Raw genomic sequence first — 11511 nt, forward strand, 5'->3', positions numbered from 1 at the left:
TGAGCGCTAGTCTCGTGGGCTCGGAGATGTGTATAATAGCCAGCCACCAGCCACTGCCCGGCCCGCCACCGACCGCCCTGCGCATCCCCTTCGACGCGAGCCTGCACCGCATGCGACGCGGCCTGGCCGCCGCCGCCACCCTGCTCGCCCTGCCCCCCGAGCAGACCGAACGCCTGCTCCTCGCGGCCAACGAAATCGCCGCCAACGCCGTCGAGCACGGCGGCGGACACGGCACCGTCCACCTGTGGGCCAACGCCGGCGAGGCCGTCTGCGACATCACCGACACCGGCCGGCTCGACACCCCCTGCCCGGGCTACCTGCGACCCGACCCCACCACCTCGCGTGGGCACGGCCTGTGGGCGGTACGCCAATTGTGCGACCTCGTCCAGATCCGCACCGGCCACACCGGCACCCGGATACGCCTGCGCCTGCGCCCCGCCTGACCCACCGACCCACCGGCACCAAGGCGATGGCGCCATCGGCGGTTAAGATCGGCCGGGTGGACGCGCTCGCCCGACCCGCACCGCAGGGGCAACCGACCCCGGCACCGGCCGCCGCCGACCCCTACCACGCCTACCTCGATTCCCTGGCCAGCGCCGAGTCACGCCGCACGATGGCCGGCTGCCTGGACCGCATCGCCCGGATCCTCACCGGCGACGAGACCGTTACCGGGGCGGGGCAACCCTGGCACCTGCTGCGCTACGAGCACACCGTGCGCATGCGCGCCCTGCTCACCGGCCAGGGCTGGTCCCCCGCCCACGTCAACAAACACCTCGTCGCGCTGCGCCGGGTGCTGCGCGAGTCCTGGCGACTCGGCCAGATGACCGCCGAGGACTACCAGCGCGCCGCCGACCTGCCCACCGTCCAGCACACCCGGCTGCCCGCCGGCTCCCACGTGCCCCCGGAGGTGGTCGCCGCGGTACTGGCCGCCTGCGAGGCCGACAACGGCCCCGCAGGACTACGCGACGCGGCCCTCGTCGCCGTGCTGTACTCCACCGGCTGCCGCCGCGCCGAGATCGCCGGCCTCAACCTCGCCGACTACGACCCGGCCGCCCGCTCGCTGCGGGTACGCGGCAAGCGCGACCGCGAACGACTGGCCTACCTCACCGGCGCGGCGGTCGCCCGTCTGGAACGCTGGCTGGCCGTACGCGGGGCGACGGCGGGCGCGCTGTTCTGCCCGATCGGGCGCACCGGACGCCTGCGCCACCGCGACGGCGCACCCGCGCCGATGACCGGGCAGGCGGTGGCCGACATCATCCGCCGCAGACTCGCCGCCGCGGGCGCGTCCAGAAAGACGCCGCACGACTTCCGCCGTACTTTCATCGGCGAACTACTCGACGCCGGCGTCGATCTGGCCACCGCACAGGCCCTGGTCGGCCACGCCTCCCCCGCCACCACGGCCCGCTATGACCGGCGGCCGGAGCATCGTCGCAGACAGGCTGTTGATCGGTTGATCTTGCCGCAGGCACGGCCGCTTTAAACCCAACGCCTTTACAAAGTATAATATGTCCGAATTCGTCGGCTTCGCCTCACCAGGTCACCCGCAGCGACTTCAACCCGTACACGATGCTGAACGCCCGGAAGATCGCCTCCTCGTCCGGATCGGCCAGAGCGAGGCCGGGGAACCGCCGCAACAACGCCGGGAAGGCGATGCGCATCTCCATCCGCGCGAGCGGCGCCCCCAGGCAGTGATGCACCCCGTGCCCGAACGCGACATGCCCCACCGCCCCCCGGCTGATGTCCAGGGTCTCCGGGGCGCCGATGAAGGCCGGGTCACGGTTGGCGGCGGGCAGCGAGACGATCACCAGCGACCCCGCCGGGATGACCTGCCCGGCGATCTCCACATCCACCGTGGCCGTACGCGGCGGCAGCGCCTGCACGATCGACAGCCAGCGCAGCAACTCCTCCACCGCGGGCTCGACCAGTGCCGGATCCTCGCGGATCAGCGCCATCTGGTCCGGGTGCCGCAGCAGGGCCAGGGTGCCCAGGCCGAGCATGTTCGAGGTCGTCTCATGCCCGGCCAGCAGCAGCAGTTCGGCGATGCCGATCAGCTCATCGGTGCCGAGTTCGCCGCCGTGCTCGCGTACCAGCATGCCCAGCATGTCCTCCCCCGGCTCGGCCTGCGCGCGGGCCACCAGGTCGCCCATGTAGACGCGGCCCTCCTGCTGTGCCGCCACCCGCTCCCCCATCGGTGAGGAGGTGTCCAGCATCCGCGTGGAACGATCCTGGAACTCGGCGCGGTCCGCGTACGGCACGCCCAGCAGCTCACAGATCACCAGTGAGGGCACCGGCAACGCGAAATGCGCCACCAGATCGGCCGGCCTGCCGGCCCGTTCCAGGTCGTCCAGCGCCATCTGCGCGATCTCGGTGATCCGCGGCTCCAGCCTGCGCATCCGCCGCACCGTGAACTCCCCGGTGAGCATCCGCCGCAACCGGGTGTGCTCCGGCGGATCGAACGCGATCAACTGCCCGGCCCGCAACCGGGCCGCCTCCTCGGCGTCGACCTGCCCGGCCCCCGGGAACGGCGTCAGCGCGTTGCTGAACCGCGCCGGGTCCGAGAGCACCTGGCGGACGTCTTCGTGCCGGCAGACGAGGTAGGCGGGCAGGCCGAACGGTGTCTGCACCCGCACCACACCCTCCTCCTCGCGGGCCCGGGCCAGCTCCTCGACCGGGTCGAAACCGTCGCGGCGCATCTGCAGCGGTAATTCCAGTGCGTGGGTCATCTTCTGTCCTTTCGTCCGGTGGGGCGGGTGTGAGCCCCTACCGGGTACGACAGGACAGCGGGGTGAAGTGTGAGGCGGACGCCTCACCTGACATTCGGCGGAGTCGCGTTGCGGCCCGGCGTTCGCGGAGCGAGGGTGATCTCGGCCAGTTCCCGCCAGTCCGCCCGCAGACCGGCCTGGGCCGCCTCGGCGAACGCGGCGTCACCGAGGCGCTCTCGCGCGTCCGCGGCGATCCGTGCGGCGTCCGGGTGCGAACGATCCGGTGCGCCGCGCACGCCGTCGCTCGCCCCGAGCAGCCGCGCGGCGTGCTCAGACTGCCCCTGGCGCAGCGCGAGATCCGCGATCCCGATCAACACCTCGGCGATCAGCGGCGGAAAGACATGGTCGATGCCCACGCGGAACATCTCGGCCCGATGCGCCCGGGACTCCTCCAGATCCTCGGCGAGGTAGCCGTGCTGCGCGATGATCGTGATATCGAGAGCGTCACCCCCGGGCATCGCCCGTATCGTGGCCAGGTGCCGACGCGCCCGGTCAGGTTCGCCGCGCCAGCGCGCCAGTTGCGCCATCGAGATCTCCAGCTCGACGAGCGCGTCCGGCCAGGCGATCCCCTCCGCGCACCGCTGCGCCTCGGCCAGCGCGAAGTCACTGGAGCGCTCATCGCCGAGCAGCCAGTAGAGCTGGGCCTGCCGCGCCCGGAGGCCGACGACGTCCTCGTCCGCGCCCAGCTCGGCCAGCGCCGCGACCGCCTCATCGTAGTGCCGGCACGCGCGTGCGAGCTCGCCTCGCATGGCGAGCCGTTCGGCCACGTAGGTCAGCGCCAGCGAGATCCCGTACCGGTCGCCCAGGGCGCGGAACTCGGAGAGGGCGATGTCGAGGTCGAGGTCCATGCCGGTCGTGTCCAGGCCGTACGTGAGCCGCATCCTGCCACGCGTGAGCCTGGCCTGCGCGCGCACCCATGGGTCGGCGTCGGCGATGAGCGGCTCGAACGCGGGCAGGAACGCCGTCGGCTCGCGCAGCATCCGCTCCAGCAGGCCGACGAACCCCAGCAGCGGGTTGCGGTAATCGCCGCGCCGGGTGAACCGGTACGCCTCGTGGATCCACTCCTGCGCCTGATACTCATCGCCGTACCCGGCGGACACGAACACGGTCACGGTGAAGTACGCCATCGCGCGCAGCTCATCGGGCACCTCGCCGTCCAGCGAGGCCACCGCGACGCACAGCTCGGTGCCTTCGGCCTTGTGCCCGCTGAGGAACCAGTACCAGCCCGCGGGCACGACCAGCCGCATCGCCTCCTCGGCCCAGCCCTCGGCGATCGCCCCGCGCAGGGCCGCGCTGATGTTGTCGTGCTCGGCTCTGAGCTTGGACAGCCACTCCAACTGCTCGGCCCGGCGCAGGTGCGGCTCGGCCGTCTCGGCCAGTTCGGTGAAGTAGGCCAGATGCGCCCGGCGGGCCGCCTCGGTCTCCCCCGCCTCGGCGAGCCGGTGCGCCGCGTACTCCCTGATGGTGTCGAGCATCCGGTAGCGCGGGGCGCCCTCGCCTTCGGCGAGCAGCAGCGACTTCTCGGTCAGCGCGGTCAGCACGTCGAGCACCTGCTCCCCCGCGAGCGCCGGACCGGCGCAGACCCCTTCGGCCGCCTCCAGGCTCGCTCCGCCGGAGAACACGGAAAGCCGTCGCAGCACGCCGCGCTCGGCCTCGCTCAGTAGGTCCCAGCTCCAGTCCACGACCGCGCGCAGCGTCTTGTGCCGCGGAAGCGCGGTGCGGCTGCCGCCGGTCAGCAGCCGGAATCGGTCATCGAGGCCGCGTTCCAGTTGGTCTATGGACATGGTGCGCAGCCGCGCCGCGGCCAGTTCGATCGCCAGCGGCATCCCGTCGAGCGCGCGGCAGATCCGCGCCATGGCCGGCAGGGCGCGCGCGTCGGAGCCGATGTCCTTGCGTACCAGGCCCGCGCGGTCGCGCAGCAGCCGTACCGCGGGCGAGGCCCCGGCGACGGCCGGGCCGGCCCCGTTGGCGGGCAGCGCGAGCGGCTCGACCTGCCACAGCGCCTCCCCGATGATGCCGAGCGACTCCCTGCTCGTGGCCAGGATCCGCAGCGCGCGGCACTCGCCGAGCAGCCGGTCCGCGAAGGCCGCCGCCGCCTCGATCACGTGCTCGCAGTTGTCCAGGATCAGCAGGATCGAGCGCTCCCGGAGCGCGCCGATGAGCAGGTCCATCGGCTCCCCGCCGCGAGCGCCGCCGAGCAGTGCCCGCTCGCGCAGGCCGATCGCGGTGAGGGCGGCCTGCGCCAGGTCACCGCCCGGCCGTACGGAGGCCAGCTCCACCAGCCACGCCCCGTCCGGCAACTCGGCGAGCATCGTCCGCGCGGTCTCGGTGGCCAGTCGCGTCTTGCCGGAGCCGCCCGGCCCGGTCAAGGTGACCAGCCGGTGCCGGCCGGCCAGCGCGGCGACCCCGGCGATGTCGTCGTCCTTGCCGACGAAACTCGTCAGGCCGGCGCGCAGGTTCGTCTGGCGGTTTTCCGGCCGCTTCCCGACCTCGCCGCGCAGCAATGCGGTGTGCAGTGCGGAGAGCTCGGCCGATGGGTCGGCGCCCAGCTCCTCGGCGAGCCGTTCGCGCGTCCGCTGGTACACGGTCAACGCCTCGGTCCCGCGTCCCGCCTCGGCCAGCGCGCGCATCAGGGCGGCCACGAATCCCTCCCGCAGCGGATGCGTGGCGACCAGCTCGGTCAGCTCGCAGACCAGCTCCGAGCCTCGGCCGAGCCGGATGTCGGCGTCGATGCGGTCCCCGACGGCGGCCACGTGGAGTTCGGTCAGGCGCGCGACCGCAGCGTCGAAGGCGTCGCTGTCACGCAGCGCGATGTCGGCCATGGCCGTACCGCGCCACAGTGCCAGGGCCGAGCGCAGCAGATCAGCCCGCGCGGCGGGCCCGGCGGTACGGGCCTGCCCGAGCAGGTGCTCGAACCGGCACACGTCCACGGCCTCGGGGGCCACGGCCAGCCGGTATCCGCCGGAATCCGCCTCGATCACGCCGTCCGGCAGCGCTCTGCGCAGCCTGGACACCAACGCCTGCAAGGCGTTGACTTCGTCCGCGGGCGGGCGTGGCCCCCAGATCCAGTCGACCAGTCGCGCCCGGTTGACGATCCGGCCGGGTTCGAGGGCGAGCGCGGCCAGCAGCGCGCGTAGCCGGGCCCCGGGGACCTGCACCACGGCCCCATCGTGGTCCGTGACCTCGAACGGTCCGAGCAGCACGACTTTCACACCAGCAATTGTGCCGAGCCGTGGCGGCGTCCGGCCAACCGTCACTGCGCGCACACCGCCCACCTCCATCAGACATGGTAGGAGGAAACGCGATATGTCGCGGACCCACACCCGAAAGGTCGAGGCGGTCGGGGCTATGGTGTGGCGTGATCGTGGCCGTGGTGGTGGGCTGAGACGTCACGCCAGTCGATGCCGGCCCTGCGGGCCCGGTTCAGCGCATCCGGGAGGCCGTCCGCCCACGGACGCCCATGGCCGGGCAGTACGATCCGTGCTCCCACTCCCTTGAGGTTGTCCAGGCTGGCCAGCGCCTGGGCGGGGTCGTCGTTGAGCTTGCCGGGCATGATGCCGACCCCCCTCCGGCCGGTGACCACGTCGAGGGTGACGAGCGCGTCGCCGGTGAGCGCGACGGCGCCGTCCCGCGCGATGAGCGTGCTGCTGCCCGCGCTGTGCCCGGGCGTGTGGACGACCCGCAACCCGCCCGGTACGTCGAGCACCTGCCCGTCGCCGAAGGCCGAGGCGTGCAGCACGGGCGGCACCCGAAGTACGCCGTCGCGCGCCCAGGCCACGAACAGCGCGAGATTGTGCGGACGCCAGAGGTTGCGGACGATCCGCCGGGGCGGCCGCCTCAGCCCGATGCCCCGGCTGAGCGGCCGGTCCGCTTCGTGGACGTGGACGAGGGCGTCGGTCTCCCTGCGCAGCCGCTCGACGATGCCCAGGTGGTCCGCGTGGCCGTGGGTCAGTACGACGGCCTTGACGGCGTCCAGCGAAAAGGCGCGCCGGGCCAGCCAGTCCAGCAGCTGTGACCAGTGGGCCGGCATGCCGCCGTCGATCACGGTGAGGGCGCCCTTGTCCTCCAGGACGTACCAGTTGACGTGATCGTCGCCGAAGCGGTGGATACCAGGTGCTACCTCACGATCAGCCACTTCTATTTTGGAAGTCACGAGCAAGGACGATACATGGGCGACTTCTCTTATGGAAGCTGCTAGTGTCCGGTCATGGCGGTGCGCCGGAACCTGGCTTATGACAACTGCCCCGCGGCCCGCGCCCTGGACGTGATCGGCGATCGCTGGGCGCTGATCATCATGCGCGAGATCCTCAAGGGCGCACGCAGGTTCGACGAGCTGCGCGAGCGCCTGCCGGTGAGCGAGAACACGCTCGCCCGCAGGCTGCGCGAGCTGACCGAGGCCGGCGTCCTGCGCAAGGAGATCTACGCCGAGCGCCCCCATCGCTTCGAGTACGTGCCCACCGCGGCCGGCACCGCGCTCACCGGCGTGCTGCACGCGCTCGCCACCTGGGGAACGAGCTGGACCGCCCCGGACCCGGCGGGCCCGCCACCACCCGAGTTCCCGCCGTACCCACTGCCCGGCAGGCCCTGACACACCCGCCGGCCGCCCCTTGGGCGGCACCCGCCCTGACGATATACCATTCAACCCGGTGGAAGTCGCCGGTGACCGCTTCGCCATGCCCGGGGAGAACGCCGCGGACACCGCCGCGGCGGTGTCCGCCTGGATTCGTGCACTGGACCTGCCGTTCAGGGCGGTTCGATGACCAGATCGCTCAGCGGGAGCCTGCCCTGGGGGATGGCGGGGGGTGCCTTTGACGGCGGGTGCCGGGTGGCCGAGGGAGATGCCCGTACGGACATGCCACGGCTCCCGGAATCCGGCGAGCCTGGTGGCCGTCTCGGCGTTGCCGGCGGGGAAGAAGGAGACGGGGCAGGAGCCCAGGCCGAGCATGTGGGCGGCGAGCATGAGGTTCTGGGCGGCCCGTCCCGCGTCGAACTCGGCGTCCTGGGTGCTCAACGTGGCGTCCACGGCCAGCAGGACCGCCAGCGGCCAGGCTAACCCAGCCGAATCGCGCCCCAGCCACTTCCGCCAGGGGGCTACTCGCAGTAGACGCGCAGGTGGCCATCGGACTGATCGAGCTCCACGATCGCCTCGTCGAGGTGTTCCGCGAACGCCTCAACGTGTTCGGGCCTGAGTTGCGTCAGGTCGAACGGCACACCCGACCTGCCCAGCTCGGCGTTGGCCCTGGCCAGTGCCTGCGGCGGGATCAGGGCCGCCAGCCGTACGCCCGCGCGCAGCAGTCGCAGCGGTATCCGCACGTTGAGCCGCCCCGAGTCGCCTTCCTCACAGAACTCCATGACCACCCGCAGGTACTTCGCCCTGCCTTTGGGCCGGACGGGAGGCCCGGCCACCACCGGCGGCCGGGCCCGGTCGAGCGCGGTGATGAGCCGTTCCGCGTCCGTCGCGGTGATCTTGCCCTCGGCCAGCATGTCGAGGATGTCCTTGCGCTGTTCGTTCATCGCGACCTCTCCTGTCGGATGGCTACGAGCACTGCCGTACGGCTGAAGTCGACGTCGAACCGGGTGCCGCGCACCGCGGGCAGGACCGGAAACCGGCTCCGGATCGGCCGATGGGCCGATGGCTCGATGGCCAGGGCGTCCGACGCGTAAGGTCACCAACCGCGGCATCACGTCAGCGCCTCCATCTCGGACAGGGCCTGCTGCGCGGTGATCTCGCCGCGACGCAGCCGATCGATGATGTCGGCCCGCGACGGCGCCGGATCGTTCTCGACGAAGTCGAGCATCTGCGTGATCCGGTTGAGACGTGACTTGATCGTCGGGTAGCTCACTCCGAAGATCTGTTCCATCTGCTTGATGGAGCCGTGGCACCGCACGAACGCCGTGACGAAGACCTGATCCTCGACCGTGAGCTGAGCCAGTTTGGGCAGCTCGAACTCGCCCTCGATCGCGATGCCGCCGTCTGTCAGCCGCACCCGCTCGACGACGAACGGCCGGCCCCGGGTCAGGTTCGTCAGTTCCTGCCAGTCCATCGGCTGCTCTGTCATATTTCAGAAAGTACGCCCGAACAGATCTCAATTTTGAAGAGGCTCGGCTTGATTTTCTCGAACTCTTGCCTCCTCCTTACCGTCCGGCCTCTGGTCAGAGCGCTGACTCCGACCAAGGTCCGTGCGGGTTCGGCCCGAACGTCATGCCGAGCATGAGCGGGTGGATGCCCCACGACAGGAACGCCGCGACGGCCATGACCCCGCTGTCCGTCAGCGCCTTGGAACTCGCCGCCGTCGCGATCTGCTGGGCCGCCCAGCCGGTCCCGACCGTATGTTCGCTCCAGAACTCCGCGCCCTGGGGAACCGGTGTCGCGCGTACCGCCGATGACCATGCGCCGCCCGCGTCCCGCAGCAGCTCGACCACGACGATCGGCTCGAACGGCCCTTGCCGGCTTCCCCGGTGAATCGCCAGCCACTCGCCACGGGTGGCGGCGGCGAAGGCGATGTCGCCCAGCCACCGCGCCACGGTGATGTCGTCCTTGATGGACCCGGCCTTCGCCTCCTCCATCGTGACCGGGGCGAGCGGAACGAGCTGGACCACGGGCGTCGCCCCCGGCCCTTGGTCCTGGTCGCGCAGCACCAGGAGGCCGGCCTCCTGGTCGAGCAGACCGAGTTCGCGGTAGCGGCCGGTCTCGTCACCCACCCGGATCATCACACCCGCCCCCAGCATGCTGGGCGGCGCGCCGGACAGCCGCCAGAAGCTGACGTCGTGCTCGTCCCACAGTGCGATGTAGTCGCCCACAGGCGGTCCGATCATGACACCGCGAAGCCGTTCAGCGGACTGCGGGAAGGACGATAAGTTGTGATCCACTCGGCGAGCCTATTTCTTTCCTATCTGGCATGTGATGCTTTTGATCCGGACGCTCGTGCATGTCGAAGTATTGAAACCTCAATGACCACGGGCTTTTGGAGGGCCTGTGGCATTGGCGGCGGGGATGGGTTTCCGGCCGGTGGCGTAAGGGTCGAACGCCTGCCGGCGTGGACTCCCGGGTGATCCACGCCGCCGCCAGGACGCCGGCACCCACTAACAGTTCCGGGTCCCTGGCCTGCGCCGGTCGATATCATCGCGCAACCTTCCGGCGACCGGCCGTGTCGATCCTGTCCCGGTCGGCGGCCTTATCTGGCATCGAGCCGCCACCGATGTCCACTCGACAGCCTGCCGGGCCGTTCGCTACCCTGGCGGGCATGTCCAGTCCCGAGGCGTCAAGACGCTAGCCACCGGTTCTCCGGTGGCCTTCCGTGGCGTGCGACGCGCCGGCCGTTCCCTTCGGCTGAGCCGCGCCCCTTATCGTCACCCACGCCGCCGGATCGCCCTCGTACGGACTGATCTTTCCCGGTGATTCCCGGCACCTTCATCGTGCCGGCCGGGCCCTTTCATGCGGTGGCGCCTTTGCCGTGCCCACGGCCGGGGCGGACCCCTCTCCCGGTTCACACAAGCCGGCCGCATGCCCAGTTCTTCGTGATCCTTTTCGTAGCGGCTGTGGAGTTCTCTATTCATGCCCTTCGCCATTTACATTCTCGGATTGGCGGTCTTCGCCCAGGGGACGTCGGAGTTCATGTTGTCCGGGCTGGTTCCGGACATCGCCCGTGAACTTGACGTGTCCGTCTCTGCCGCCGGCGCGCTGACGTCGGCCTTCGCCGTCGGCATGATCGTCGGGGCCCCGCTGATGGCGGTGCTCAGTTTGCGCTGGCCGCGTCGCCGGGCGCTGCTCGTCTTCCTGGTCGCGTTCGTGCTCGTACACGTGGTCGGCGCGGTCACCACCGATTTCGCCGCGCTCGTGGTCACCCGGGTCCTCGGCGCGCTGGCCAACGCCGGATTCCTCGCCGTTGGGCTCGCCGCGGCGACGAGCATGGCCGCGCCGAACGCCAAGGGGCGGGCCACCTCCGTCCTGCTCGGCGGCATCACCCTCGCGTGCGTCGCCGGGGTGCCGGGCGGTGCCGTGCTCGGCCAGGCGCTCGGCTGGCGGGCGGCGTTCTGGGCCGTCGCGCTGATCTCCCTGCCGGCCGTCTTCGCGGTGCTGCGCTCCGTACCGGACGCGGCCGGTGACCCGGGCGAGGCCCGCCCCGGCGTCCGGCGCGAACTACGGGCCCTGCGCGGCCCGCGACTGCCGGTGCTACTGCTGCTCGGCGCGCTCGTCAACGGCGCCACCTTCTGCACTTTCACCTACCTGGCCCTGCTGGTCGTAGACGTCGGCGGGCTCTCCGAGGGGCAGGTGCCGGTGATGCTGGCGTTGTTCGGGCTCGGTTCGTTCGCCGGGGTGAGCGTCGCGGGCCGGCTGTCGGACACGCGGCCGATGCGGGTCCTGTTGTTCGGCGGGATCGCCCTGCTCGCCGGGTGGGTGCTCTTCGCGGTCGCGGCCGGCAGCCCGGTCGCCACGGTACCGCTCGTCTTCGTCCAGGGCGCCCTGTCGTTCGCCGTCGGTTCGACGCTGATCGCCCAGGCGTTGTACGCGGCGACGGACGCCCCTTCGCTCGGCGGTTCCTTCGCCACCGCCGCGTTCAACGTGGGCGCGGCGGCCGGCCCGGCCCTCGGCGGCCTCGCCATCACCGCCGGGCTCGGCTACCGCTCGCCGCTGTGGATCAGCGCCGCGCTGGTGGCGACGGCGTTCGTCACGGCGGGCCTGGCCCGGACGGCGCTGCGCGTACGGGAGCGCCCAGCCTGAGGTCTCCCTTACAGGGGCGGGCGGCTC

At 71.3% G+C, this 11511-nt stretch carries 10 protein-coding genes and 1 pseudogene; 4 read left to right on the forward strand and 7 right to left on the reverse strand.

Translation table 11 applies throughout. From position 1 onward, the window contains the following. The first annotated feature begins 26 nt into the window (after positions 1 to 26). Positions 27 to 443, forward strand: a complete 417-nt coding sequence (locus C1I98_RS26520) for an ATP-binding protein (RefSeq protein WP_146607645.1) — start codon at positions 27 to 29, stop codon at positions 441 to 443. Positions 444 to 499: 56 nt separating this feature from the next. After that, positions 500 to 1480, forward strand: coding sequence for a tyrosine-type recombinase/integrase (locus C1I98_RS26525; RefSeq protein WP_233508201.1), 981 nt, complete (start codon positions 500 to 502; stop codon positions 1478 to 1480). Between the two features lie 49 nt (positions 1481 to 1529). On the opposite strand, the gene C1I98_RS26530 is transcribed toward C1I98_RS26525, so the two are convergent. The 3 genes from C1I98_RS26530 to C1I98_RS44345 form a co-directional block, all read right to left on the reverse strand. Next, positions 1530 to 2723 carry a cytochrome P450 gene (locus tag C1I98_RS26530; protein WP_111170151.1) on the reverse strand — a complete coding sequence of 398 codons (1194 nt, stop codon included), beginning with the start codon at positions 2721 to 2723 and terminating at the stop codon, positions 1530 to 1532. Positions 2724 to 2806: 83 nt separating this feature from the next. After that, entirely contained in the window at positions 2807 to 5974 is a 3168-nt protein-coding gene (locus tag C1I98_RS26535) for an AfsR/SARP family transcriptional regulator (protein WP_111170152.1), read from the reverse strand. A 134-nt stretch (positions 5975 to 6108) separates the two neighbouring features. Further along, on the reverse strand, positions 6109 to 6897 hold the full coding sequence (locus C1I98_RS44345; RefSeq protein WP_233508202.1) for an MBL fold metallo-hydrolase: 789 nt from the start codon (positions 6895 to 6897) through the stop codon (positions 6109 to 6111). A gap of 72 nt (positions 6898 to 6969) precedes the next feature. Here C1I98_RS44345 and C1I98_RS44350 point away from each other — a divergent pair, with 72 nt between their 5' ends. Next, entirely contained in the window at positions 6970 to 7350 is a 381-nt protein-coding gene (locus C1I98_RS44350) for a winged helix-turn-helix transcriptional regulator (RefSeq protein WP_111170153.1), read from the forward strand. A 249-nt stretch (positions 7351 to 7599) separates the two neighbouring features. On the opposite strand, the pseudogene C1I98_RS45815 reads toward C1I98_RS44350, so the two are convergent. The 4 genes and pseudogenes from C1I98_RS45815 to C1I98_RS26565 form a co-directional block, all read right to left on the reverse strand. Beyond that, positions 7600 to 7785, reverse strand: a pseudogene (locus C1I98_RS45815) (nitroreductase family protein); the annotation flags it as partial. A gap of 68 nt (positions 7786 to 7853) precedes the next feature. Continuing rightward, positions 7854 to 8276 (reverse strand): SHOCT-like domain-containing protein, encoded by a 423-nt coding sequence (locus C1I98_RS26555; RefSeq protein ID WP_111170154.1) that lies wholly within the window; start codon positions 8274 to 8276, stop codon positions 7854 to 7856. 167 nt (positions 8277 to 8443) lie between these two features. Further along, positions 8444 to 8821 (reverse strand): DUF2089 domain-containing protein, encoded by a 378-nt coding sequence (locus C1I98_RS26560; protein WP_199537229.1) that lies wholly within the window; start codon positions 8819 to 8821, stop codon positions 8444 to 8446. A 94-nt stretch (positions 8822 to 8915) separates the two neighbouring features. Then, positions 8916 to 9578 carry a hypothetical protein gene (locus C1I98_RS26565; protein WP_146607647.1) on the reverse strand — a complete coding sequence of 221 codons (663 nt, stop codon included), beginning with the start codon at positions 9576 to 9578 and terminating at the stop codon, positions 8916 to 8918. A gap of 739 nt (positions 9579 to 10317) precedes the next feature. Between C1I98_RS26565 and C1I98_RS26570 the strand changes: the two genes are divergently transcribed. Further along, complete coding sequence (locus C1I98_RS26570) at positions 10318 to 11484, forward strand: Cmx/CmrA family chloramphenicol efflux MFS transporter (RefSeq protein WP_111170157.1); 1167 nt, start codon at positions 10318 to 10320, stop codon at positions 11482 to 11484. Positions 11485 to 11511: the final 27 nt, after the last annotated feature.

It is taken from the genome of Spongiactinospora gelatinilytica, assembly GCF_003236385.1.
In the GTDB taxonomy this organism is placed as follows: Bacteria; Actinomycetota; Actinomycetes; order Streptosporangiales; family Streptosporangiaceae; genus Spongiactinospora; species Spongiactinospora gelatinilytica.

Excerpts from the sequence above, each read along its gene's own strand:
- C1I98_RS26555 (WP_111170154.1), bottom strand. The coding sequence starts at position 8,276 with ATGAACGAACAGCGCAAGGACATCCTCGACATGCTGGCCGAGGGCAAG.
- C1I98_RS26530 (WP_111170151.1), bottom strand. The coding sequence starts at position 2,723 with ATGACCCACGCACTGGAATTACCGCTGCAGATGCGCCGCGACGGTTTC.
- C1I98_RS44350 (WP_111170153.1), top strand. The coding sequence starts at position 6,970 with ATGGCGGTGCGCCGGAACCTGGCTTATGACAACTGCCCCGCGGCCCGC.
- C1I98_RS26520 (WP_146607645.1), top strand. The coding sequence starts at position 27 with ATGTGTATAATAGCCAGCCACCAGCCACTGCCCGGCCCGCCACCGACC.
- C1I98_RS26570 (WP_111170157.1), top strand. The coding sequence starts at position 10,318 with ATGCCCTTCGCCATTTACATTCTCGGATTGGCGGTCTTCGCCCAGGGG.
- C1I98_RS26560 (WP_199537229.1), bottom strand. The coding sequence starts at position 8,821 with ATGACAGAGCAGCCGATGGACTGGCAGGAACTGACGAACCTGACCCGG.
- C1I98_RS26565 (WP_146607647.1), bottom strand. The coding sequence starts at position 9,578 with ATGATCGGACCGCCTGTGGGCGACTACATCGCACTGTGGGACGAGCAC.